The following is a 22,481-nucleotide window of genomic DNA, read 5'->3' on the forward strand; positions in this document are numbered from 1 at the left end:
GTCGTACTGATCGCCCGTACCGGAGAAACCCGGGTTACGACAAAGAGCGCCTGGGGCAGACTTCCCCACAGGCGCTCCTGAGTACTTGGGAACCAAACTGACAACGCGGAGAGCCTAACACGAACAGAGGGGACTGCCAGTGATCGGCGTACAACTCGCGGGACAGCTCAAGGAGGCCGGGCTGACCTGGAAACCGGCGCTGGGCGACCGCTTCGCCATCCCCGACCGGGACCTGGACGACGAGGTCTTCGTGCTCAGCAACATGACCATCGAGGTGCACACGATGCCGGAGGGGCAGGTGATCGGCTTCAACGGCACCACGGAGTGGGCCCTGGACGACGTCGAGATGGACGAGACGGTCTGGCTGCCCCGCGAGGATCAGCTCCGGGAGCTTCTCGGCGGGACGTTCCGGCAGCTCAGCCGCTCCTCTTCCGGATTTGAAGCACGCATCGACCTGCTCGGTGAGGAGCGGGTCTTCACGGCCGACACGGCCGAGGGCGCCTACGCGGCGGCCCTGCTGCATCTGCTGGCCGCCGCCGGGATCAATCACCCGTTGGAGTAGGGATCCGCTCGACCAGGGCCGCCAGCTGCTCGGCGTCGAGCAGGTCGACCGGGCGCACGGTGACCTGCTCACGGACGTAGTGGAAGCCGGCCCGGACCCGGTTGACCGGCACGCCGGCCAGCGAGGCCCAGGCGATCCGGTACGCCGCGAGCTGGATCGCGGCCGCCTCGGCGTCGGCCCCCTCGGGCCGGCGGCCGGTCTTCCAGTCGATCACGTCGTAGCGGTTGGCCGACTCGGCGAAAACCGCGTCCATCCGGCCCCGCACGACCACCCCGGCGATCGTGGTGGCGAACGGGACCTCCACCTCGACCGGGGTGCGGTCGGCCCACTCGCTCTCCAGGAAGGCCGCCTGCAGGGCGGCCAGCTCCTCGTCGGCCGCCGCGTCGTCGTCGGCCGCGCCCGGCAGCTCGTCGATGTCGATCAGGCGCTCGGCCCCGAACCGCTGCTCCAGCCACGAGTGGAACGCGGTGCCGCGCCGGGCGTGCGGCATCGGCCGCGGCGGCAGCGGGCGGCGCAGCGACCGGGCCAGCGCCTGCGGGTCGCGGCGCAGCACCACCAGCTGCGAGACGGACAGATGCGGGGGCAACGCGACCTCGATCGGGCCGTCGCGCCGGGCCCGCTCGTCACGCTCGGCCAGCAGCAGGTCTGCCTCTTTGCGCCAGCGGTCGATGTCCGGATCGCCCTCGGCGGCCGGGATGGCGACGAGGTCGGCGGCCAGGCCGGCCCGGGCCAGGATCTCCGGCTCCTGCTCGGCCAGCTCCACGAACGCCTCGGCCGCCGACGGATCGGACTGACTGATCATCCGGCGGATCAGGTCGGCCGCCGCCGCCATGCCCGGGCGGCGCCGGCCCAGCGGGTCGGACGGCCACTCCACCGTCTTGTCCTGCTGATCGGCCGGATTGGTGGCGCCGGGCGCGGGCTCGGACGTCCACACGTCGACCACACCGGCGCCCTCGTCGCAGGTCGCGCGGATCTCGTCGAGGAAGACCGACGGGCCGCGCGGGCGCTTCACCCCGTCGCCCCACCAGTAGCCGGAGCAGAGCAGCAGGCGCCGCGGCCGGGTCACCGCGACGTAGGCCAGGCGGCGCTCCTCCCGCTCGTCGTGCTCGCGCCAGGCCCGGCCGAACGCGGTGACCGCGCCGACCACGTCCTTCTGCTCCAGCGCCTCGGACAGGTCGAGCCGGGGCAGGCCGTCCCGGTCGCCGCGCAGCGGGAACGGCAGCACGCCGACGCCCATCAGGTAGTGGTCGGTGTTGCGGCTCTGCCCCGGCCACACCCCACGGCTCAGGCCGGCCACCGACACGACATCCCACTCCAGACCCTTCGCGGCGTGCGCGGTCAGGATCTGCACCGCACCCTCCACCACGTCGACCTGGCCCGGCTCCAGGCCGCGCTCCTCCTCCTCGGCCGCGGCCAGGAAGGCCAGGAAGCCGGCCAGCGTGCCCCCGTCGGTCTCGGCGGCATAGCGGGCGGCCGTGTCACCCAGCGCGTCCAGATGGCCGCGGGCCAGACCGGCATCGCCCGCCGCCCAGCCCCGCACGGCGACCTCGACATCCAGACCGGCGGTACGCTCGATGTCCGCCACCAGATCGGGCAACGGCTGGTCCAGGCGCTGCCGCAAAGAGCTGAGTTCCCGGCTGTACACGTGCAAGCGCGCATACCCCTCGGCGGAGTACTGCTGCGGGGCGCCCAGATCGGCCATCGCCTCGACCAGGGTGGCGTCGTCCAGACGGTCCCCGACCACGTCGTCGGGCTCGGCCGAAGCCACCACGGCGGCCCGGGCCGCGGCCAGATGCCGGGCCCGGCGGTGCAGCGCGACCAGGTCACGCGGGCCGATCCGCCACCGGGCGCCGGTGAGCAGGCGGAGCAGCGAGGCCCCGTCCGTGGGATCGGCCAGCACCCGCATCGTGCACACGACGTCGCGTACCTCCGGGGTGTCCAGGAGGCCGCCCAGGCCGACCACCTCGACCGGCAGCCCCCGGTCCCGCAGGGCTTCCTCGATGGCGGCGATCTGGCTGCGCACCCGGACCAGGACGGCGCTGGTCGGGCGCTTCTCGAGCGGGATCTCCTCGGGCGGCGTGCCCGGCAGGTCGGCGGCGATCTGCCAGGCCCGCAGCATCGAGTCGGCGATCCAGCCGGCCTCGTCGGCGAAGGTCGGCAGCAGCGCGCAGGAAACCGTCCGCCCACCTACCGCGGCCACCTTGGCCGCCGACCGCAGCTCCTCGACCTGGGCCCCGAACGCGCGCAGCGGCGCCGAGAGCACATTGGCCACTTTGAGGATCTCCGGGCGGTTGCGCCAGCTGCGGGTCAGCGCCCGGATCCGGGCCCGGGTGCCGTCGCGCCGCGGAAACTCGGACGGGAACCGCTCGAGCGTGCCCGCCGAGGCGCCGCGCCAGCCGTAGATCGACTGGCAGGGGTCACCGACCGCGGTGACCGGATGACCACCGCCGAACAGGTTGTTCAGCATGGTCACCTGCGCGTGGCTGGTGTCCTGGTACTCGTCGAGCAGGACGATCTTGTAGCGGCCGCGCTCGATCGCGCCCACCTCGGGATGATCACGGGCCACCGTGGCGGCCCGGGCCATCTGATCGCCGAAGTCCATCGCCTCCAGGTCGAGCTTGCGCCGCTCGTAGAGCCGGACCAGCGGCAGCAGGGTCAGCCGCAGACGCTGCCGGCCCAGCATGTCGGCCACATCCTTGTAGACCCGGCCGGGCAGCTCCTGCACCTCGGCGAAGAACCGGCCGGTCCAGGCGGCCAGATCGTCCGGGGCGACCAGATGCTCGGCCAGCTCCCCCGACAAGGCCAGCACGTCATCGGTGACCGTGCCCGGGGCCCGGTTCACGCCGGTCATCTCCCCCGTGTACGACCGGACGAGCGAGTCGACGATCTGCCAGCGGGCCGCCTCGGTCAGCAGCCGCGCCGACGGCTCGAACCCGGCCCGCAGACCGTGCTCGGTGACGACCCGGGCCGCGTACGAGTGGTAGGTCGAGATGGTGGCCTCGCCGGCCAGCGCGTCATCGCGGCCGAGCCGCCGGACCAGCTGACCCAGCCGGGTCCGGACCCGATGGGCCAGCTCCCCGGCCGCCTTGCGGGTGAAGGTGAGGCCCAAAATCTCGTCCGGATGGGCGTAGCCGTTGGCGACCAGCCACACCACCCGCGAGGCCATGGTCTCGGTCTTGCCCGACCCGGCCCCGGCCACCACCAGCAGCGGCTCCACCGGGGCCGAGATGATCTCGGATTGTTCCGGGGTGGGCCGGTGCAGGCGCAGCAGCCGGGCCAGCTCCTCCGGGGTGTAGCGGGGTCCGGCGTCGGCGCGCCGCCGCGGAGCCGGCGTCTCGTCGGCGAACAGGCTCGGCTGGGTCACTGCTCCACCACTTGGCGGCCCTTCCCGGAGATCGGGCAACTGGTACGGACCGGGCAGACCCGGCAACGACTGTTGGCCACCGCCGAGAAGGTGGCGGCGGCCATCGTCTCGGCCGTCCGCTTGACCATCGCATGCGCCCACTCGGGATCGGTGGCGTCGGCCAGCGGCAACTGCATCTGCTCGCGGGCGTCCTTACCCGGGCCCAGCTGCACCAGGGCGGCGCCACCGCTCTCGTCGCCGTAATCGGAGAAGGCGCCCGCCTGCACCGCGGTCTGATAGCCGGCGAGCTGCGCGTGCTCCTCCAGGTCGGCCGAGGAGACGGCGGTGGTCTTGCCGGTCTTCAGATCGATGACGACCAGACGCCCCTCGTCGTCGATCTCCAGCCGGTCGACCCGCCCGGTCAACTCGATCGGCCGCTTCTCGTCCTCCAGCCGAACGGTGAACTCGTGCTCGATGGCCAGCAGCCGCCGCGGATTGGAGGCCAGCCAGCGCAACAGCTTGTCCACCATGCCCTGCGCCCGCTCCTGCTCCGGCCCGGCCAGCCAGCGCGCGGCGAGCTCGATCGCGTCGAAGCGCCCGCTCACATAATCAATCAGCTTCTCCCGGTCGGCGTTGGCGTCCTCGGCCAGCATGGCCGCGGCGTGCACCAGATTGCCGACCCCCTGCGCGGGCCCGGCCGGCGCGGCCCCGCCATGCCGCTCCAGCAGCCAGCGCAGGCTGCACCGAAGGGCGCTCTCCATCGAGGAGGGAGTCACCTTGACCGGCTGCCCCTCGTCGACCAGCGGCCGGTCGTCGGAGAGCGGCCGCAGCCCCCACCACTCGTCCGGATGCGCCCCCGGCACACCGGCCCGCGCCAGCTTGGCCAGCTCGGCCGCCGCGGCCCGCCGCCGGCTGGGCGTCTGGTTGCTGCCGACCACGACCGTACGCAGCTCAGCCACCAACGCCGCCAAGGTGAGCGCCCGCGGGGGCCGCCCCATGGTCAGCTCCCCGTCCCCGCCCTGGTCCAGCACGTTCGGCTGGTCGTCGGCCGGGGTCTCGAAGCCGGGCTCGACATCGGGACGCGGCCCGAACAGAACCGCCTCCTCCAGCCGGACCGCGACCCCGCCGTCGGCCGGGGCCGGTGACATCTTTCCCGCCGCGGCCGGATTCTTCGCCCCCGCGCCTGACTGTTCCCGCTCTGCGGCTGGCTTGCCCCCCGCCGTGGCCAGCTCGGCCGCCTCCGCGACCGATTCCTCTCGCTCCGTGGCCAACTTGCCCGCCTCCGCGGCCGGCTTGTCGTTCCCTGCAGCCGCCTTCTGTCCCTCTGTGGCCGGCTCATCCTCCGCCGCAGCTGGCGTCTCGCCCTCCGCGGCCGACGGCTCGGCGGCCCATGGGTCGGGCTCCTGATCGGACAAATCGGGCGCAGCGGGGGCGTGTCCGTCGGGGTCAGCGTCGGTGGGGTCCGGGCCGGGGTCGGACGGGTCGGGGTCGGGCTCGGTCGGGCCGGGGTCGTCGGGGTCGGGTGGGGGCAGGGCGGGGCCGGCTTCGGGTTCGGCCAGTTCGCTGAGGAAGCGGCTGGGTTGCTCCTCGCCCTCGGAGCCGCCGACGCCGGCGGAGGCGACGGCGGTGGCGATCAGCTTGCGGCGGGCCCGGGTGGCGGCCACGTAGAAGAGGCGGCGTTCCTCGTCGAGCAGGGCCGAGGTCTGGCCGACGACCGCGGCCTCGCCGGACGCGGCACGGCCGGCGAGGAAGTCGACGAGGCGTTCGGAGCCGAGCAGGCTTCCCCGCAGGCGCAGGTCGGGCCAGATGCCCTCCTGAACCCCGGCCAGCACCACGACATCCCACTCGAGGCCCTTGGCGGCATGGGCGGTCAGCAGCCGGACAGCCTCACCCCGGTCGGCGCTGGGCGCGATCGAGTCGGCCGGCAGATCCTGCGCGAGCACGTGATCGAGGAAGACCTCGGTCCGCGCCCCCGGCAGCCGGTCGACGAACCGGGCCGCCGCGTCGAACAGCACCACCATCGAGTCGAGATCCCGGTCGGCCGCCTCGGCCCGCCACTGCCGGGCCCGGCCCGCGTCCGCGTTCTCCGGGGCCGGCCCGTTGCGGGTGCTCATCGCGTACCACCGGTCGGCCAGACCGCTCGCCCGCCAGACCGTCCACAGCACCTGCTCGGCCGTCGCGCCCGGCGCCGCCGCGGCCTCCCGCGCGGTCGCCAGCAGCCGGGCCACGTTCTGCGCCGGCAGCGCCCAGCGCCGCTCCACCATGTCGAGCCCGGCCGGATCCCGCACCGCGTCGACCAGCAACTCCCCCGACGGCCGCCGATCACCGGCGGCGAGCGCCAGCGCCCGCAGCCCCTGCCGAAGCCGCCGCTCGGCCAGCGGATCAGCCCCACCCAGCGGCGAGTGCAGCAGCGCCACCGCCGCCTCTTCGTTCAACACCTCGGGCGACAACGCACACCGAAGCAGCAACAGGAAGGGAGCCACAGCAGGCTGCAGATGAAGCGGCAGATCCTCCGCATGCGTGACAGTAGGCACCCCCGCCGCCGCCAGCGCCCGCTGTAACGAAGGCAGTTGCAAAGAGGTCGACCTCAACACCACTGCCATGCGCGACCACGGCACCCCATGCAGCAGATGAGCCTCCCGCAGGGCATGCGCCACATAGGCCGCCTCAGCCGTAGCCGCCCGAAAAATCCGGACAACCGCCCCAGCCTCAAGCCCTCCCCCGCGGCCCGCCCTGCCGGCCGGGCCATTGGGATCGCTCGCGCTGTCGCCTTCGCCGCTCGATCCGGCCGAAGACCCCCCGGCCACGGAGAGGGCTCCGGGTGCGGACGGGGCTTCGGCTGAATGGGACAAGTCGGGCGCGGATCCGCCATGCGTGGGTGACGGGCGGATGGAGGTCTCGGACTTGCCAGGAGGCACGGGCCGGGTGGGGGCGTCAGACTCGGCCGAGGGCCGCCCCTGAGCGGACATTTCGGACTTATACGAAGGCGAACGGCGCTCTGAGGACTGCGTTTCGCCAGGAGTGGGGGTGACGGCGGAGGACCCGGTTCCAACTGGCGGCAGAGCGGAGGTTTCGACTTGACCCGCTGGCGCAGGAAGGGTCTCAGCCGGCCCGGGAGGGGTGGTGGTCTCGGCCGCCACGGGCGAGGTGACAGGCTCGGCCGACACGGGCGAGGTGGTGGTCTCAGCCTGCGGGGGCGAGGTGGTGGGCTCGGGCGGCGCGGGTGGAGCTGGGGGGTGCATGGGGCGGTGGCTGATCGGGCCGCGCATGCGGCGGGAGACTCGGCTGGTGGCGGAGAGCAGGGGGAGCTGGGCGCGGTAGTTCGTGTGGAGGGTGAGGGTTTCGGCTACGGCGCCGGAAGCTGTGCGGAAGTGGGACGGGAAGGTGGAGACGACGCCGGGGTCGGCGCCGCGGAAGCCGTAGATGGAGGCGTCGGGGTCGGCGAAGGCGACCAGGGGCTTGCCGCCGCCGGCGACCAGGTGCAGGAGCTCTATCTGGGCGGGATCCGTGTCGGCCAGCTCGTCGACGTAGACGTAGGCCAGGCGGCGGCGTTCGGCCTCGAGCAGGCCGGGGGTGTCGAGCAGCAGGCCGGCGGCGGCGCGGACCAGCTCGGCCGGGTCGTAGGCGGTGGAGCCGCGGGTGGTGACGTCGCGCAGGGCCAGGACCGCGACGTACTCGCGGAGGAAGCGGGCGGCGGCGGGCCAGTCGTCGCGGCCCAGGCGCTCGCCGAGGCGGGCCAGCTCGGCCGGGCCGATGCCGCGCTCGGCGGCGCGCTGCATGAGGTCGCGGAGTTGTTGGGCGAAGGCCTTGGTCGGCAGGGCCGGGCGCAGCGCCTCGGGCCAGCCGATCGCGTCGGTGGCCTCGGGGTCGCCGGCCACCTCGAGCAGCTCGCGGATGATCAGGTCTTGCTCGGGGCCGGTGAGCAGGCGGGGTGAGGGCTCGCCGCGCTCGGCGGCGGCGCGGCGGAGCAGACCGAAGGCGTACGCGTGGAAGGTGCGCACCAGGGGCTCGTGGACGATGCGGCCGGGGTCGCCGGCTATCCGGGCCTCGATGCGGTCGCGCAGGGCGGCCGAGCCGCGGCGGCCGAAGGTGAGGACCAGGATGCTTTCCGGGTCGGCGCCGTCGGCGACGCGGGCGGCCACCGACTCGACGAGCGTGGTCGTCTTGCCCGTGCCGGGGCCGCCGACCACTAGCAGGGGCCCGTCGACGTGCGAGACCACGTACCGCTGGAGGGGGTCTTCCTGAATGGCCGGCAGGGGGGCGGGGGGACGCCGGACCAGGCGGTACGCCGGACGGCGCACCGCGGCGGAGGGGGCCGGCGTGCTCACGGCATCAAGGAAACCACGAGGGTACGACGATTATTCAGCGGCCGGCCGGCTGACGGAGGCCCGGCGGCGCACCGGCATGGGCAGGCGGGTCACCGCGGGCTCGCGGGGCGGGCCGAGCAGGGTCTCGACGGCCTGCCAGCCGAGCTCGTAGTGGGGCAGCGCGATGCTGGTGAGCTGGGGCCGGAGCCAGGCCGCGAGCTCGGAGTCGTCGAACGAGACGACCGAGACGTCGCCCGGCACGGAGCGGCCGGCGTCGCGCAGGGCTTGATAGGCGCCGAGGGCGATCCGGTCGTTGAGGCAGATCAGCGCGCTCGGCGCCAGCCCGTCGTCGAGGGCCCGGGACACCGCCTCGTACGCGGAGTCGGGCCACCAGTCGCACTCGACGACCCCGGCCAGCTTGCCGCCCTCGCCGGCCAGCGCGGCCCGGATGCCGGCCAGGCGTTCGCGGGCCGCGAAGACCTTCGGGGCCGGCGTGCCGACCAGGTGGATGCGCTGGCGGTGCCCGGCCGCGAGCAATGTCGTGGCGGCGTCGGCCCCGGCCGTCAGCTCGTCCGGAATGATCTGGTGGTGGGCCGGCTGGGCGCCGCGGGTCAGGCAGTTGAGCAGGACCACCGGCCGGTCCTTGAGCAGTTTGGGCACGCGCACGTAGCGGGTGAACATGCTGGCGTAGATGAAGGCGTCGACCTGCCGGTCGAGGAAGTCGGAGATCAGCTTCTCCTCGATCACCGGGTCGCCCTCGGTCTCGCCGATGAACAGCAGGTGCCCGCGCCCGACGGCGGCGGCCAGGCTGCCCTGGATCGCCCGCCCGGCGTACGGGTCGGAGGCCAGCGTGTCCGAGACCAGCGCGATCGTCCGGGTGACCTTGGTGCGCAGGCTGCGCGCCATGAGGTTGGGCCGGTAGTCCAGCTCCTGGGCCGCCCGGAGGACCCGTTGCCGGGCGTCTTCGGAGATCCTCATGTCCACGTGGCGTCCAGCCAGGACGAAGGAGGCGGTGCTGCGGGACACGCCGGCCCGCTGTGCGACCTGCAGGAGGGTCGCCCGTTGCGGCGGCATGACGAAAGTCAACCACGATCGGCCAAACCGAAACCACTGATCGACATCTATTGACGGCGGGGCCCGGCAGGAGCACGGTCGGGCTAAACGCATTCAGCCCCCGGCGAGCGCGACGCCGCCGTCGGCCGGCGCGAGCGCACCGGCGCGTCCGGTGAGAACGCGCCCGGCGCGCCCCCGTCCCTCGGCGGGCTCGCCGGGGCCCTGGTCCCGCCGGGTAGGTGTGGTGACACCCGCCCGGCGGGACACCTCTAACTCAGGTGTTCCTCGATGGCGTCGAGGGCGGCGCCGATCGACTTCGCGATGATCACCCGTTCGAGGGCGGCCGAACGGACGAAAGCGGTGTCGGCGAGCTGGTCGAGCCAGGCCCGCAACCCGTCGTAGAAGCCTTCCGGGTCGAGCAGCACGATCGGCTTGTCGTGCAGGTCGAGGGTCGCGGTCGTCCACACCTCGAAGAGCTCGTCGAGGGTGCCGAGCCCGCCGGGCAGCGTGATGAACGCGTCCGACCGCTCGATCATGAGGTTTTTCCGGCTGCCCATGTCGGTGGTGACGATCAGCTCGTCGGAGGCCAGGTCGGCCACCTCGAGGTCGACCAGCGACTGCGGGATCACGCCGAGGGTGTGTGCCCCGCCGGCCCGGGCGCCGTCGGCCAGCGCGCCCATCATGCCGACGCAGCCGCCGCCGGAGACCAGCGAGTGACCGCGGGCGCCGAGCTCGCGGCCGGTGTTGGCGGCGAGGTCGAGCCATTTCTGCTCGAGGGTGCTGGAGGAGGCGCAGAAGACGCCGATCGCGGCCACGTCAGCGCTTCCCGTTCGACTCGGCCAGGGCCGCGTCGGCGTCCACGATGATCTGGACCGCCTCGTCGACGTCGTCGGTGACCTGCAGCAGCTCCAGGTCGCTCTCGCTGACCTTGCCGTCGGCCAGCAGCGTCCCCTTGATCCAGTCGAGCAGGCCGGACCAGTACTGGGTGCCCATCAGGATCACCGGGAAGCGGGTGACCTTCTTCGTCTGCACCAGCGTGATCGCCTCGAACAGCTCGTCCAGGGTGCCGAAGCCGCCGGGCAGCACCACGAACGCCTGGGCGTACTTGACGAACATGGTCTTGCGGACGAAGAAGTACCGGAAGTCGATGCCGATGTCGACCCAGTCGTTGATGCCCTGCTCGAACGGCAACTCGATGCCAAGCCCGATCGACATGCCGCCGGCCTCGGTGGCGCCACGGTTGGCGGCCTCCATCACGCCCGGCCCGCCCCCGGTGATCACCGCGTAGCCGGCCTCGGCCAGCGCCGCCCCGAGGTCGGCCGCGAGCTCGCACTCGGGGCTCTCGGGGGTGCTGCGGGCCGAGCCGAAGACGCTCACCGCGGGCGGCAGGTCGGCCAGCGTGTCGAAGCCCTCGACGAACTCGGAGAGGATGCGCAGCGCCCGCCACGCGTCCTTGGTCTTCCACTCGCGCCGGTGGTGCGAATCGAGGAGCTTCTCGTCGGCCGTGCTCGGTGGAATCGACTCGCGGCGCAGGGTGACGGCGCCGCGATGACGCTCCGCCCCGCCCTGGCGTCGCCCGTTGGTGCTGTCCGTCATGCCTAAAAGGTAGTGCGGACGGTCAGTAACCCGGTGAACAACCGGGTGGGTTTCGGTAAGAGGATTGCGGGCCGCCGACCTTTTTGCCAGATTGAAGCAACGGACGGTAGCTCTCATGCGTCTGTACAGTTACCGAAATCTTTCTCGCGGCACGGCCACTCGGGCTTAAGGAGCCACCCGTGACGACCCGATACGAACGTATGAAGATGCAGCGCCGCATGCAGCGGCGCATCCAACTGGTCGTCGAGGAGCGCCGGATGGCCTTCGGCGCCCGGCCCGCCTCGGATCCGGAAGAGACCGTCGAGATCCCGCCCGGCTCGCTGCCGCAGCCGGCCCCGGCCATCGGCCGGGTCCGGATCCAGAGCGCTTAGAAGTCCGACGAGGCGAGCCAGCGGTGCAGCGTCGCCGCGCCGTCGCGGATCTTGCCGATCTCGACGTGCTCGTCCTGGGCGTGGGCCAGCAGCGGGTCGCCCGGGCCGTAGTTGAGGGCCGGGATGCCCAGCGCCGCGAAGCGCGCCACGTCCGTCCAGCCCAGCTTTGCCGCCGGCTCGGCGCCCACGGCGGCCAGGAACTCCCGCGCCGGGGCCGCGGTCAGACCGGGCAGCGCGCCCGGGGCCGAGTCGGTCAGCTCGACGTCGAAGCCCTCGAAGACCTCCTGCACGTGCTCCAGCGCCTGCTTCTCGGTGCGGTCGGGGGCGAAACGCATGTTGACCTCGACGATGCATTCGTCCGGCACGACGTTTCCGGCGACACCGCCGGAGATGCGTACGGCATTGAGCCCCTCACGGAACGTACAGCCGTCGATCGTGACTGTGCGGGCCCGGTAATCCGCAAGCCGCCGCAGCACCTCGCCCGCCGCGTGGATCGCGTTGACCCCGCGCCAGGCGCGGGCCGTGTGGGCCCGGCGGCCGGTGGTACGCACCTGGACCCGCAGGGTGCCCTGGCAGCCGGCCTCGACCACGCCGTACGTGGGCTCGAGCAGCACGGCGAAGTCGGCCCGCAGCCACTCCGGCTTCTCCTCGGCGACCAGGCGCAGGCCGTTGAACTGGGAGTCGATCTCCTCGGCCTCGTAGAAGAGGTACGTGATGTCGTAGCCGGGGTCGGGCAGCGTGGCCGCCAGGTGCAGGGCCAGGGCGACGCCCGACTTCATGTCCGCGGTGCCGCAGCCGTAGATCAGATCGTCGACCACGGTCGACGGGAAGTTGTCGTTCAGCGGCACCGTGTCCAGATGGCCGGCGAGCACCACCCGCTGTTCGCGGCCCAGATCCGTGCGGGCCATCACCGTGTTGCCGAGGCGGTCCACGCTGAGATGCGGCATCTGGCGGAGGACTTCTTCGACGTGCCCGGCGATCAGCCGCTCGTCGCGAGAAACGGACTCGACGTCGACCAGGGCGCGGGTGAGCTGCACGGGGTCGACCAACACGTCCGCGGTCAGGGGGTTGGCCATAGCGCGCACGATACCGGCCGGAAGTGAATCACCCGACGACTTACGATCCTCGTCACGCCCAGTAGAGTTTCGCGCGTGGACAACGCGATCTCGACCTCCCCCGCCTGGGGCATCGGCCTCGCCACCGTGACGGCGGACGGCCAGGTCCTCGACACCTGGTTCCCCTTCCTCGGCCTGGGCGAGCTGCCGGCCGAGCCGCCGGTGCTGCCGGCCGGCCTGACCGGCCCCAAGGCGCTGCCCGGCCTGTCGACGGTCGAGGTGCGCACCACGATCGGCTCGCTGGCCGACCCGATCAAGGACGCCTCCGACGCGTACCTGCGGCTGCACCTGCTCTCGCACCGCCTCGTGGTGCCGAACGGGCTCAACCTCGACGGCATCTTCGGCGCGCTGGCCAACGTGGCCTGGACCTCGGCCGGCCCGTGCCCGGCGGACCGGGTCGACGAGCTGCGCTTCCTGGAGCGCGCGGCCGGCCGCCACCTCGCGGTGTACGGGGTGGACAAGTTCCCCCGGATGACCGACTACGTGACCCCGCCGGGCGTGCGGATCGCCGACGCCGACCGGGTCCGCCTCGGCGCCCACCTGGCCCCGGGCACCACGGTCATGCACGAGGGCTTCATCAATTTCAACGCCGGCACGCTGGGCACCTCGATGGTCGAGGGCCGGATCGTGCAGGGCGTCGTGGTCGGCGACGGCTCGGACGTCGGCGGCGGGTCGTCCATCATGGGCACGCTCTCCGGCGGCGGCAAGGACAAGGTACGCATCGGCGAGCGCAGCCTGATCGGCGCCAACGCGGGCATCGGCATCTCGCTCGGCGACGACTGCGTGGTCGAGGCGGGCGTCTACATCACGGCCGGCTCCAAGCTGACCCTGCCCGACGGCCGGGTGGTCAAGGCGCGCGAGCTCTCCGGGGTCGACAACCTGCTCTTCTGGCGCAATTCGGTGACGGGGGCGCTGGAGGCCCGGCCGCGCAAGGGTACGGGTATCGAGCTCAACGCCGCCCTGCACGCCAACGACTAGATCAGAGCTGTGGCGGCCGCCGTTTTGACGGCGGCCGTCAGGTCTTCCAGCACTTCCGAGCCGATCCGCCAGTACTGCCAGTACAGCGGCACGTCGAGGAACTTGCCCGGAAATAATTGGACATAGTGTCCGGCGGCGATGTCGGGCAGGGCAACCGATGAAGGCACCATCCCCCAGCCGAGCCCGAGCCGGATCGCCTCCACGAAGGCCGACGCCGCCGGGACGTAATGGATGGACAGATCCGACATGGGCAGCTGAGAGGCTGCCAGGAACCGGTGCTGCAACTGATCCTTGCGGTTGTAGACGATCATCGCCTCGGATCCCGGCCGTCCCACCGGCAGATATCGCATGGCGCCCAGCGACTCGATCCGGCAGCCCTGCACGGCGACGTGATCGGCCGTGACAGCGGCCATCGCCGTCCCCGACCGCAGCAGGTCGGCCGTGTAGTCCTGATCATCGGTGTGCAGCTCGTACTGCGGCCCCGGCACCTCGGCCAGCGCCGGCAGGAACCACGTGAGCAGCGAGTCCGCGTTCACCACGATCGACACCCGGGTGCCGTCGCGGGCCTGGCTCAGCGCCTCCCGCTCGAGCAGCGCCACCTGCCCGGCGAACCGCACGAGGACCTCCCCGGCCGGCGTGGCCACACACGGTTTGGCCCGCCGGACCAGCACCTGCCCGACCGAGCGCTCCAGTGCCTTGATCCGCTGACTGACCGCCGACGGGGTCACGTGCAACTGCCGGGCCGCCGCCTCGAAGCTGCCCGAGTCGATGACCGCCTGGAAGGTCGCGAGTTGAGCGAAGTCCACGTTAGTGAATCTAATGCAACGTCAAAATCTTTAGTTTGAGTACTGACCGACAACTCCCTACCGTCGAAGCGTGCTCACCTCCGTCCTCGCCGGTTTCGCCGCGTCCGCGGTCCTGATCATCGCCATCGGCGCCCAGAACGCGTTCGTCCTGCGCCAGGGGCTGCGCCGCGAACATGTGCTCGCGGTCGTCCTGGTCTGCGCGCTCTCGGATCTCCTGCTGATCCTGGCCGGGATCGGCGGCCTCGGCGCCGTGGTCACCGCGCAACCGGACACGGTCACCGTCATCCGCTGGGTGGGCGCGGCCTTCCTGGTGACGTACGCCGTCCTGGCCGCCCGCCGGGCGATGAAGCCCACCGCCCTCAACCCGGCCGAGCGCGCCCCCGCCACCCTCGGCGCGACCCTGCTCACCTGCCTGGCCCTGACCTACCTGAACCCGCACGTCTACCTCGACACCGTGCTGCTGCTCGGCTCGGTCGCCCAGCAGCACCCGCACCGCTGGCTCTTCGGCATCGGCGCGGCCGCGGCCAGCGTGGTCTGGTTCACCGCCCTCGGCGCCGGCGCCCACCGACTGGCCCCGCTGCTGGCCCGCCCGGCCTCGTGGCGGATCCTCGACGGCTTCATCGCCGTGGTCATGCTCGGCGTGGCGGGCACGCTGGTGGTGGGTTAACGTGCTTGACCCTCATCCAGGTCGAGGCAGCAGGTTCGGTTCGTGCGAGGAGACATGCGGAGCATCGGCGAGACCGCGCGGGCCAGTGGGCTCAGCGTCAGCGCGTTGCGGTTCTACGACAGTGCGGGCGTGCTCGTCCCGGCCGAGGTGGACCAGGTCACGGGCTATCGCCGCTACACCGGCGAGCAGGTGCGGGCGGCGCGGCTGATCGCCGGCTTGCGGCGGGTGGGCATGCCGGTGGCCGAGATCGCCGCGGCCGTTCAAGAGCTTCAAGATCCAGGTGCCGTACGCCGTCGGCTGCGCGCCCATCGTCGCCGGCTCGAGGACGGACTGGCCGACGCGAAGCGTGAGCTCCTCCGCATCCACGCCCTGCTCGATCTGGAGGAGCACCTGATGACCCGTCTCACCCTGCCCGGCGCCGCGCTGGCGGCCACGATCGACGCCGTCCGCTTCGCCGCGTCGGCCGATCCGGCCCTGCCGATGCTCGGCACCGTGCTGTTCGACGTGACCGGCGACGAGCTCATGCTGGTCGCCACCGACCGCTTCCGGCTGGCCGTGGCCGGCGTCGCCGCCGCCGTCGAGGGCCCGCCGGCCCGGGTGGTCCTGCCGCTCGGCTTCGTCGACGACCTGCGCTCCCGGCTCACCCGCGACACCGTCGTCCTCGACCTGGCGGCCGACGCGATCCGGGCGGAGCTGCCGGACGGGAGCACGGTCGACGGCAAGCCGCTCGACCTCCACTTCCCCGATCACCGGCGGCTGCTCGACGGCCTCTTCGACTCGGCCCGCCGCGTCACCGTCGACACGGCCACCCTGCGCTCGGCGGTGGCGGCCGCCCCCGTGGCGACCCGGGAACACGACGGACGGGCGTACGAGGTCACGGTCTTGGATCTTGATCTGGTGCGGCCCGTTTCGGAGAGCGAGTGGGCGCCGGAGACCCATGTCGCGGTGAACCGCGAGTTCCTCCTGCAGGCGCTGGACGCCGGCAACGCCGGCCAGCTGGTCCTGGAGCTCGACGGCCCGATCAAGCCCCTGGCCATCCGCGTCCCCGGCGACGACTCGCGCTTCTCGATCCTGATGCCGGTGCGGCATAGCTCTTGACGTGTCGGAGATTTCCGACGCATTATGGGCGACGTGGCCGAGATGGATGTGTTCGGGGCGCTGGCCAATCCGGTGCGCCGGGAGTTGCTTCAAGCGTTGCGGGACGGGCCGCTGCCCGCCGGTGAGCTGGCCGGGCGGTTCTCACTGAGCCGACCGGCCGTCTCCGAGCACCTCGCGGTCCTGCGGCAGGCGCGGCTCGTCACCGAGGAGCCGCGCGGCCGGCACCGCTACTACCACCTGGCGGCCGATCCCCTGGCCGAGGTGAGCGACTGGCTTCACCCGTTCGAACGGTACTGGCGCGGTCGGCTCACCGCGCTGCGCGACTTCGTCGAGGGAGAACAAGACCTGTGAGCAGCATCGAGTGCGACCAGTTCATCGCCCGTCCACCCGCCGCCGTCTGGCGCGCCCTCACCGAGCCCGAGCTGCTGGAGAAGTGGTGGGCCGCCGGGGACATCAAGCCGGTCGTCGGTCATCGCTTCACCCTCGACATGGGTTCGTGGGGCTGGCAACAGTGCGAGGTGCTCGAGGTCGAGCCCGAGAAGCTGCTGCGCTACACGTTCGCCGAGGGCGTCCTCGACACGACGATCACCTGGCGGCTGGAGTCCGAGGGGAACGGAACCCGCCTCTTCCTGGTCCACGACGGTTTCGTCCCCGATTCGATGCCGCTGCACGGAATGGGTAGGGGCTGGCCGGGCCTGCTTCGCCGTATCGAAGCCGCCACGGAGAGATGAGTTAACGACCGCTTAATCTCGATCACGCTTTGACCCACGTCACACCCCCTGCTTCGGGCACAGGGACAGTGGTTACCGTCGGGGGGTGCGCATCGGGCAGCGATTCGAGGACACGGCCGGCCCGGCCGTCGGCGAGCGCGCGACCGGCTGGGAGTTCGCCTGGCTCGACGGTCGCCACGTCGGCTCCGAGCCCTCCTGGTCATACCCCACGATCGCCCGCGTGCTCCTGCGCGACGCCCGCTCCCTGCTCGACCTCGACACCGGCAGCGGCGAGCTGCTGGCCGAGCTGGCGCCGCTGCCGCGCCACACCGTCGCGGTGGAGAGCTGGGCCCGCAACACCCCCGTGGCCCGGGACAGGCTGGCGCCGTTCGGCGTGCCGGTGCTGACCGAGCTCCCCGGTGGCGAGGACGAGTTCGACGTGGTGCTGAGCCGGCATGGGCGGCTCCCCGCGTCCGACCTCGTCCGATTGCTGCGGCCCGGCGGCCGCCTCCTCACCCAGCAGGTCGGCAGCGACGACCTGGCCGGGCTCAACCACGCGCTGGACGCGCCGCCGGCCCACCGCCAGCCCTGGAACGCCGAGGTCGCGGCAGGCGCGCTGAGCGCCGCCGGTCTCGAGGTGACCGACGTTCGCGAGGAGCGGCCGGAGGTCACCTTCCACGACATCGGCGCCGTGATCCGCCAGCTGCGTGACCTGCCCTGGCAGATCCGCGACTTCTCGCCGAGCCGGTACGCCGAGGGGCTCGACCGTCTCGACACGTTCATCCGCCTGCACGGCGGGCTGACCGTGACCGCTCACCGTTTCCTCGTCCAAGCCGTACGCCCTTAAGACCGCATCCCCCCACAGGAAGATCGCCCCATGCGCTCTCTGGTCATCGCCGTCGCCCAACCGCCCGTCCACCCCCTCGACGTCGCCGCCAACGTGACCCGGCACGCCTCCGCCGTCCGCGCGGCCGCGGCCCGGGTGGTGATCTTCCCCGAGCTCTCGCTGACCGGGTACGACCTGGACGCGCCCCTGCTCAGGCCCGATGATCCGCGGCTGCGACCGCTGGTCGAGTCGTGTACCGCCACCGACACCGTCGCGCTGGTCGGGGCGCCGGTGCCGGGCCCGTACATCGCCACCCTGCGGATCGACGCCGCCGGCGTCCAGGTCGTCTACCGCAAGCAGCACCCGCACCACACCGAGGAGCGGTTCCAGGCCGGGCCCGGCCCCGAGGTGATCGAGGTCGACGGCTGGCGGCTGGGCCTGGGCATCTGCCGGGACACCGGCATCGAGCAGCAGGCGGCCGAGACCGCGGCCCTCGGTATCGACGCGTACGTGGCCGGCCTGGTCGACGAGCCGGCCGACGACGTCGTCCACGCCGAGCGGGCACGGCGGATCAGCACCACGTACGGCGTGTGGACGGCCTTCGCGTCGGCCGCCGGCGCGTCCGGCCCCCCGTTCCCGGCGACCACCGGCCGCTCGGGCATCTGGCAGCCGGACGGACGGGTCGCGGCCCGCGCCGGCCGCGCCCCGGGTGAGATGGCCCGCGCCACGCTCTTCGCCGAGCAGCTGGCCCGTATCTAGTCAGTCCAGGAAAGCACCGCAGCTGACGTTGATGCTGGCGCCCGTGATCGTGCGGGCCCAGTCCGACGCGGCGAAGACGGCCGCGTTACCGACGTCGTCCAGGGTCGCGGCCCGGCCCAGCAGGGTGGTCGCGGTGATGGCGGCCCGGATCTGCTCGGCCTCGGGCAGGTCGTCCGGCAGCGTCTCGGCGATGCCGCTGGTGGCCAGCGTGACCACCCGGATGCCGTGGCCGCCGAGCTCGGCCGCGAGCTGGCGGCGCAGCGCCTCGACAGCGGCGAAGCCGGCCAGCAGCCCGCCCAGGTTGTGCATGCGGTTGGCCGCCTTGTCGCCCTCGCCGCCGAAGAAGAGGATCACGCCGCTCTTCCGCGGGATCATGTGGCGGGCGGCGGCCCGGGTGGTGAGGAACTGCGACCGCAGCGGCTTGGCCACGGGCGACAGGTAATCGTCGACGTTCATCTCGGCCAGCGGTGTGCCCTGCACGTCGTAGGTCGAGATCACGTTGACCGAGATGTCGATCCGGCCGACGGCGGCCGCGTGCGCGTCGACCGCCGCCTCGTCCATCGCGTCGAGCACCGCGGTCTCGGCCCGGCCGCCGGCCTCGCGGATCGCGCCCGCGACCTTGTCCAGGCTCGCCGGCGTACGCCCGGCCAGAAAGACCTTCGCCCCCTGGGCGGCGAAGGCGCGGGCCATGGCCCCGCCGACCGAGCCGCCCCCGCCGTAGATGATCGCGTTTCTGTCGTCGAGCAGCATGCCCGCTCCCGTCTCTCGCGTCGTCGTCACCGGGTCAGACCGGCGGCGCGGCGGAAACTCATCGCCGCCGGGCCAGGACTCATCGCCGCCGGGCCAGAACCAGGGTCGTGTGCAGGTCGATGTCGATGGTGCCGCCGAAGCCGTCGATGGCCTCGCGCAACCCGTCGAGAAGCCGCTGTTGCAACTCGGGCGAGTGCCGGCGGAACGGCGAGAAGGTCCGCGTGAGGTCGAGGTAGCGCTCGGTGCTCAGCGGCAGGTCCTGGTGCCACTCGTGCTCGTCGACCCGCGGCCAGAGGCCGGAGGCGCGCAGGTCATCGGCGAACCAGTGCCCGGATCGCAGCTTCACGTCCCGCCCGGCCCGGTCGAAGACCTCGCCGATGGCCGCCGACAGAGCCGGATCGGCGTAGCCGAAGCGGTGCCCGAAGACCGCGAGCACGCCACCCGGGGCCAGCGCCTTCTCCGCCCGTTGATTGCGGGTCGACTCGTCCATCCAGTGCCAGGCCATCGCGCAGGTCAGCAACCCGGTCCCGCCGGCCGGCGGCACCCACTCCTCGAACGTCGTCACCAGCACCTCGACCGCCGGGAATTTCCCCCGCAGGACGGCGGCCATGCGCGGGTCCGGCTCGATCGCGGTGACGTCCTCCCGGATCGCGACCAGCACCTCGGTACCCTTGCCGGTGCCGGCGCCGATGTCCACGGCCGGACCCGCGGGGGCCGCCTCGTCGATCGCGCGGCGCAGCTCGTCCGGATAGCCCGGGCGCACGTCGTCGTAGAGACCGGCCACCTCACCGAAGACCAAAGCCATCCGCCGACCGTAGCGGCTAGGGTTGCGCCTGTGCAGCACCATTCGCGGCCGGCGGGGACTCCGCCCACCAACGGTTACAGCCACGCGGTCACCGTCACCGGGGCGTTGGTGCTGGTCTCGGGCCAGGTGCCGCTCGACGCGGACGGGCGGCTGGTGGGGGCGGGCGACGCGCTCGAGCAGACCCGGCAGGTCTTCCGGAACCTTCAGGCGGTGCTGGCCGGGGCCGGGGCGTCGATGTCCGACGTGGTCAAGCTGACCGTCTTTCTCACCGACCTGCGGGATCTAAGTGCGTTCCGTACGGCGCGAGATGAGTTCATCGACGTCGCGCGGCCCCCGGCGAGCTCCCTCGTACAGGTCTCGGGTCTGGTGAATCCGGCCTTCAAGGTCGAGATCGAGGCCGTCGCCGCAACAGAACCGTCGGCGTAAAGCCTCTTTCAGGTGACGCGGCCCGGAAATCGCATCACTCATTAGGGTCCCGCAGCCCTTGCCGAGCGGCAAGTATCGCGATTTTGCGGCCCCTTTTCTCACATTCGTCAGACGCTTCCGGTGAGTGGATCTCAACTTCGGTTGATGTCGGCCGGGCGGACTGATAGGTGAGTATTTGCACTGGCGAGAGGCTTGCGGGCGATCACTAACGCAAGGAAATCGCTTGATCCCTCACATTTGCGTCAGCCTTGCGGGGTCATCGGAACGGCGGCATTCGATTGTCTTCGCGTTCCGAACAGGACAGGCGGAAGCACTATCGTTTCTCCGTTGGAGTTCGGTCATCTTTGTCGCAGCGCCGGAACGCCGAGGGCACCGGCCACACCATTTGATGACCGTCCCAGGAGGACATTTTCATGCGCAAGATGACCAAGCGTTCCGCGATCATCACCGCCACTGCCGTGCTGGCGGTGGGCGCAGGCGCGGCAGCTTGGGCCGCCAACGGCTGGACCATCGGCGGTACGGGCTCCGGGACGGCCGAGGCGGCGGACATCATTCCTCTGACGGCATCGGCGACGGTCGCCGGCAAGGTCTACCCCGGCTTCAAAACCACGATGGCTCTGAGAGTCAAGAACGACAATTCGTTCCCGGTTCAGCTCACCGCGCCCATCACGCCGACCGGCTTCTCCATCGCTCCGGAGGACAACGCCTGCAGCAGCGGAGTGACGGCGGGGGCAGTGGCGAAGACCAGCTTCCCCGGAACTCCGACCCTCCTGGCCGGTGAGGAGAAGACGGTCACCTCGAACATCGAGATCGGCGACCTGCCGCAGGCCTGCGCCAAGAAGGCGTTCACCTTCCAGTACAGCTTCACCGCCGTCACCGTCGCCTGATCGCTCCGCTGTGGGGGCTCTGCCCCACCGATTCCCGAGGCAGTCTGATGTTGAAGAGCTGGTGGATTCCCGTAGCGGCAGTTTCGGTCATCGGTGGGGTCGTCATGGCGCTTACTCCGGGGTCGCCCGGATCGCCGGATCCCGCGGAGAACGAGGCGATGGTTCTGGTCGGGCGGGAGCAGCGCGGTGGGGCGATGACCTTCGAGCTGCAGGGCCGCGGCGTCCGGGGCCTCTACCCCGGCGCGGTCAAGCAGATGCGCGTCACCGTGGTCAACCCGTCCGCGTACCGCCTGCGCCTGCACCGCATCGACGGCCGGGTGGTCTCGTCGTCCCGGCGCGGTTGTCCCGCGACTTCGGCGAGCCTGCTGGTCAAGGCGTACAACGGGCGGCTTCCGCAGGCGGTCGAGCCGCGGAGCCGGACCACGCTGGCCGGCACCGTTCCGGTGACCATGCCGTCCGGGGCCACCACCAAGTGCGCCGGCGCCCACTTCACCATCGCCCTGACCGGGGCCGGCTGGCAGGAAGGCCGATGAGGCGGGTCCTGCTGATCGGCTCGGTGGTGGCGGCTCTCGGGGTGGCGGGCACGGTCTACGCGTACGCGGACTGGTCGGTCCCGTCCAGCCGGCTCACCGTGACCGCCCGGGTGGCGGCGATGCCCCGCGGGGTCGCGCCGAGCGCGGCCAAGCAGAACGGGCAGGCGGTGGTGAGCTGGAGCGCCCAGGAGCTCGTGCCGGGCGTCCTGATGGATCACTACGTGGTCACGGCCCACAGCGTCGGCGCCCCGGCGCGGCCGGACCTCACTCACACCGTCGCCGCGTCGGGGGCGGCGACGGAGTCGGTCACCTTTGCGGCGGCTGCCGTCGCCGGGGGCAAGTGGCAGTGGACGATCGTTCCGCGCTATGCCACCTGGTCGGGGGCCGAGAGCAAGAAGAGCCAGCAGCTGTCCTTCCCTGGTACGCCGGCCGCCACGGCGGTGCCGCCGGTCGCGGTGGCGGCCGCGGTCGTCGCCCCGGAACCGGCGGTGCCCGCGGCGCCCGTGCCGGCGCCGCCCGCGGTTACCACCAGTCCCCCTACCGTCAGTGAGCCCGCGCCGGCGGAGGCGACGACCAGTCCGCCGCCGGCCCGGAACCCGGAACCCGAGTCCACCGTCTCTCCCGGTGCGGCCGTTCCGGAGCCACCACCAAGCCCGGTCGAGCCGTCCGCCAGCGGCTCACCGGCGGCGGACATTCCTGAATAGGTGGGGAAATGATCGAGCCCTCGGCGGGGTCCCACGCCGGGGGCTCGATCACTTTTTGGCGTTCCGCCTTAGCCCGGTCGAATTAGTCCGTTCGCCGCGTTCTCGCGGTGGAATCGCCGAACGCGACCATCATTCGGACGAGGTTCGGGGCCTTGGAATTTGAATTTTACTCTTCTGCGGTCGGC

22 protein-coding genes are annotated in these 22,481 nt (G+C 71.9%); 13 read left to right on the top strand and 9 right to left on the bottom strand.

Going from position 1 to position 22,481, the window contains the following annotated elements; all coding sequences use genetic code 11:
- The first annotated feature begins 139 nt into the window (after window positions 1-139).
- Window positions 140-562, top strand: a complete 423-nt coding sequence (locus AB0J66_RS09300) for a pilus assembly protein CpaE (protein ID WP_364657708.1) — start codon at window positions 140-142, stop codon at window positions 560-562.
- Here the strand turns inward: AB0J66_RS09300 and AB0J66_RS09305 are convergent.
- The 5 genes from AB0J66_RS09305 to AB0J66_RS09325 all read right to left on the bottom strand — a co-directional run bounded on the left by AB0J66_RS09305 (window position 543) and on the right by AB0J66_RS09325 (window position 10,861).
- Window positions 543-3,926, bottom strand: a complete 3,384-nt coding sequence (locus AB0J66_RS09305; RefSeq protein WP_364657710.1) for a UvrD-helicase domain-containing protein — start codon at window positions 3,924-3,926, stop codon at window positions 543-545. The two genes, AB0J66_RS09300 and AB0J66_RS09305, sit on opposite strands and share 20 nt — an antisense overlap.
- Window positions 3,923-8,185, bottom strand: coding sequence for a UvrD-helicase domain-containing protein (locus AB0J66_RS09310; RefSeq protein ID WP_364658662.1), 4,263 nt, complete (start codon window positions 8,183-8,185; stop codon window positions 3,923-3,925). Before AB0J66_RS09310 ends, AB0J66_RS09305 begins: the two co-directional genes overlap by 4 nt.
- Window positions 8,186-8,263: 78 nt before the next feature.
- Window positions 8,264-9,286, bottom strand: coding sequence for a LacI family DNA-binding transcriptional regulator (locus AB0J66_RS09315; protein ID WP_364657712.1), 1,023 nt, complete (start codon window positions 9,284-9,286; stop codon window positions 8,264-8,266).
- A 248-nt stretch (window positions 9,287-9,534) separates the two neighbouring features.
- Window positions 9,535-10,080: a TIGR00730 family Rossman fold protein gene (locus AB0J66_RS09320; RefSeq protein WP_364657714.1), complete on the bottom strand. Its 546-nt coding sequence runs from the start codon at window positions 10,078-10,080 to the stop codon at window positions 9,535-9,537.
- A 1-nt stretch (window position 10,081) separates the two neighbouring features.
- Window positions 10,082-10,861, bottom strand: a complete 780-nt coding sequence (locus AB0J66_RS09325; protein ID WP_364657717.1) for a TIGR00730 family Rossman fold protein — start codon at window positions 10,859-10,861, stop codon at window positions 10,082-10,084.
- Between the two features lie 179 nt (window positions 10,862-11,040).
- Here AB0J66_RS09325 and AB0J66_RS09330 point away from each other — a divergent pair, with 179 nt between their 5' ends.
- A complete protein-coding gene (locus AB0J66_RS09330) occupies window positions 11,041-11,232 on the top strand; it encodes a hypothetical protein (protein WP_364657719.1) in 192 nt (63 codons plus the stop codon).
- Here the strand turns inward: AB0J66_RS09330 and dapE are convergent.
- Complete coding sequence (gene dapE, locus AB0J66_RS09335) at window positions 11,229-12,308, bottom strand: succinyl-diaminopimelate desuccinylase (protein WP_364657721.1); 1,080 nt, start codon at window positions 12,306-12,308, stop codon at window positions 11,229-11,231. The two genes, AB0J66_RS09330 and dapE, sit on opposite strands and share 4 nt — an antisense overlap.
- A 75-nt stretch (window positions 12,309-12,383) precedes the next feature.
- Between dapE and dapD the strand changes: the two genes are divergently transcribed.
- Complete coding sequence (gene dapD / locus AB0J66_RS09340) at window positions 12,384-13,325, top strand: 2,3,4,5-tetrahydropyridine-2,6-dicarboxylate N-succinyltransferase (RefSeq protein WP_364657724.1); 942 nt, start codon at window positions 12,384-12,386, stop codon at window positions 13,323-13,325.
- Here dapD and AB0J66_RS09345 read toward each other — a convergent pair.
- The gene (locus AB0J66_RS09345) at window positions 13,322-14,131 is read right to left on the bottom strand and encodes a LysR family transcriptional regulator ArgP (protein ID WP_364657726.1); all 810 of its coding nucleotides are present in this window, start codon (window positions 14,129-14,131) and stop codon (window positions 13,322-13,324) included. The two genes, dapD and AB0J66_RS09345, sit on opposite strands and share 4 nt — an antisense overlap.
- A gap of 70 nt (window positions 14,132-14,201) precedes the next feature.
- Between AB0J66_RS09345 and AB0J66_RS09350 the strand changes: the two genes are divergently transcribed.
- The 6 genes from AB0J66_RS09350 to AB0J66_RS09375 all read left to right on the top strand — a co-directional run bounded on the left by AB0J66_RS09350 (window position 14,202) and on the right by AB0J66_RS09375 (window position 18,191).
- On the top strand, window positions 14,202-14,798 hold the full coding sequence (locus AB0J66_RS09350; protein WP_364657729.1) for a LysE/ArgO family amino acid transporter: 597 nt from the start codon (window positions 14,202-14,204) through the stop codon (window positions 14,796-14,798).
- A 54-nt stretch (window positions 14,799-14,852) separates the two neighbouring features.
- Complete coding sequence (locus AB0J66_RS09355) at window positions 14,853-15,896, top strand: MerR family transcriptional regulator (RefSeq protein WP_364657731.1); 1,044 nt, start codon at window positions 14,853-14,855, stop codon at window positions 15,894-15,896.
- 42 nt (window positions 15,897-15,938) lie between these two features.
- Window positions 15,939-16,247 carry a metalloregulator ArsR/SmtB family transcription factor gene (locus tag AB0J66_RS09360; protein ID WP_364658664.1) on the top strand — a complete coding sequence of 103 codons (309 nt, stop codon included), beginning with the start codon at window positions 15,939-15,941 and terminating at the stop codon, window positions 16,245-16,247.
- Entirely contained in the window at window positions 16,244-16,627 is a 384-nt protein-coding gene (locus AB0J66_RS09365; RefSeq protein WP_364657733.1) for an SRPBCC domain-containing protein, read from the top strand. The genes AB0J66_RS09360 and AB0J66_RS09365 overlap by 4 nt, the downstream gene beginning before the upstream one ends.
- Before the next feature lie 85 nt (window positions 16,628-16,712).
- On the top strand, window positions 16,713-17,453 hold the full coding sequence (locus AB0J66_RS09370) for a methyltransferase (protein WP_364657734.1): 741 nt from the start codon (window positions 16,713-16,715) through the stop codon (window positions 17,451-17,453).
- 30 nt (window positions 17,454-17,483) lie between these two features.
- Window positions 17,484-18,191 (top strand): carbon-nitrogen hydrolase family protein, encoded by a 708-nt coding sequence (locus AB0J66_RS09375; RefSeq protein ID WP_364657736.1) that lies wholly within the window; start codon window positions 17,484-17,486, stop codon window positions 18,189-18,191.
- Here the strand turns inward: AB0J66_RS09375 and AB0J66_RS09380 are convergent, their stop codons facing one another.
- Both AB0J66_RS09380 and AB0J66_RS09385 read right to left on the bottom strand, forming a co-directional pair.
- Window positions 18,192-18,971 (bottom strand): SDR family oxidoreductase, encoded by a 780-nt coding sequence (locus AB0J66_RS09380; protein WP_364657738.1) that lies wholly within the window; start codon window positions 18,969-18,971, stop codon window positions 18,192-18,194. It abuts the gene before it with no gap.
- Between the two features lie 49 nt (window positions 18,972-19,020).
- The gene (locus AB0J66_RS09385; RefSeq protein WP_364657741.1) at window positions 19,021-19,746 is read right to left on the bottom strand and encodes a methyltransferase domain-containing protein; all 726 of its coding nucleotides are present in this window, start codon (window positions 19,744-19,746) and stop codon (window positions 19,021-19,023) included.
- A 30-nt stretch (window positions 19,747-19,776) separates the two neighbouring features.
- Here AB0J66_RS09385 and AB0J66_RS09390 point away from each other — a divergent pair, with 30 nt between their 5' ends.
- From AB0J66_RS09390 to AB0J66_RS09405, 4 genes are all read left to right on the top strand, one after another.
- A complete protein-coding gene (locus AB0J66_RS09390; RefSeq protein ID WP_364657743.1) occupies window positions 19,777-20,172 on the top strand; it encodes a RidA family protein in 396 nt (131 codons plus the stop codon).
- Window positions 20,173-20,585: 413 nt separating this feature from the next.
- On the top strand, window positions 20,586-21,059 hold the full coding sequence (locus AB0J66_RS09395) for a hypothetical protein (protein WP_364657746.1): 474 nt from the start codon (window positions 20,586-20,588) through the stop codon (window positions 21,057-21,059).
- Window positions 21,060-21,163: 104 nt separating this feature from the next.
- Window positions 21,164-21,592, top strand: coding sequence for a hypothetical protein (locus tag AB0J66_RS09400; protein ID WP_364657748.1), 429 nt, complete (start codon window positions 21,164-21,166; stop codon window positions 21,590-21,592).
- The gene (locus AB0J66_RS09405) at window positions 21,589-22,296 is read left to right on the top strand and encodes a hypothetical protein (protein ID WP_364657751.1); all 708 of its coding nucleotides are present in this window, start codon (window positions 21,589-21,591) and stop codon (window positions 22,294-22,296) included. The genes AB0J66_RS09400 and AB0J66_RS09405 overlap by 4 nt, the downstream gene beginning before the upstream one ends.
- Window positions 22,297-22,481 lie beyond the last annotated feature (185 nt).

It is taken from the genome of Actinoplanes sp. NPDC049598 (assembly GCF_040675435.1).
Taxonomy (GTDB): Bacteria; Actinomycetota; Actinomycetes; order Mycobacteriales; family Micromonosporaceae; genus Actinoplanes.

Bases quoted from the DNA above. Each gene is read 5' to 3' on its own strand.
- AB0J66_RS09395 (WP_364657746.1), top strand. From the start codon at position 20,586: ATGCGCAAGATGACCAAGCGTTCCGCGATCATCACCGCCACTGCCGTG.
- AB0J66_RS09385 (WP_364657741.1), bottom strand. From the start codon at position 19,746: ATGGCTTTGGTCTTCGGTGAGGTGGCCGGTCTCTACGACGACGTGCGC.
- AB0J66_RS09375 (WP_364657736.1), top strand. From the start codon at position 17,484: ATGCGCTCTCTGGTCATCGCCGTCGCCCAACCGCCCGTCCACCCCCTC.
- AB0J66_RS09405 (WP_364657751.1), top strand. From the start codon at position 21,589: ATGAGGCGGGTCCTGCTGATCGGCTCGGTGGTGGCGGCTCTCGGGGTG.
- AB0J66_RS09315 (WP_364657712.1), bottom strand. From the start codon at position 9,286: ATGCCGCCGCAACGGGCGACCCTCCTGCAGGTCGCACAGCGGGCCGGC.
- dapE (WP_364657721.1), bottom strand. From the start codon at position 12,308: ATGGCCAACCCCCTGACCGCGGACGTGTTGGTCGACCCCGTGCAGCTC.
- AB0J66_RS09400 (WP_364657748.1), top strand. From the start codon at position 21,164: ATGGCGCTTACTCCGGGGTCGCCCGGATCGCCGGATCCCGCGGAGAAC.
- AB0J66_RS09355 (WP_364657731.1), top strand. From the start codon at position 14,853: ATGCGGAGCATCGGCGAGACCGCGCGGGCCAGTGGGCTCAGCGTCAGC.
- AB0J66_RS09360 (WP_364658664.1), top strand. From the start codon at position 15,939: ATGGATGTGTTCGGGGCGCTGGCCAATCCGGTGCGCCGGGAGTTGCTT.
- AB0J66_RS09325 (WP_364657717.1), bottom strand. From the start codon at position 10,861: ATGACGGACAGCACCAACGGGCGACGCCAGGGCGGGGCGGAGCGTCAT.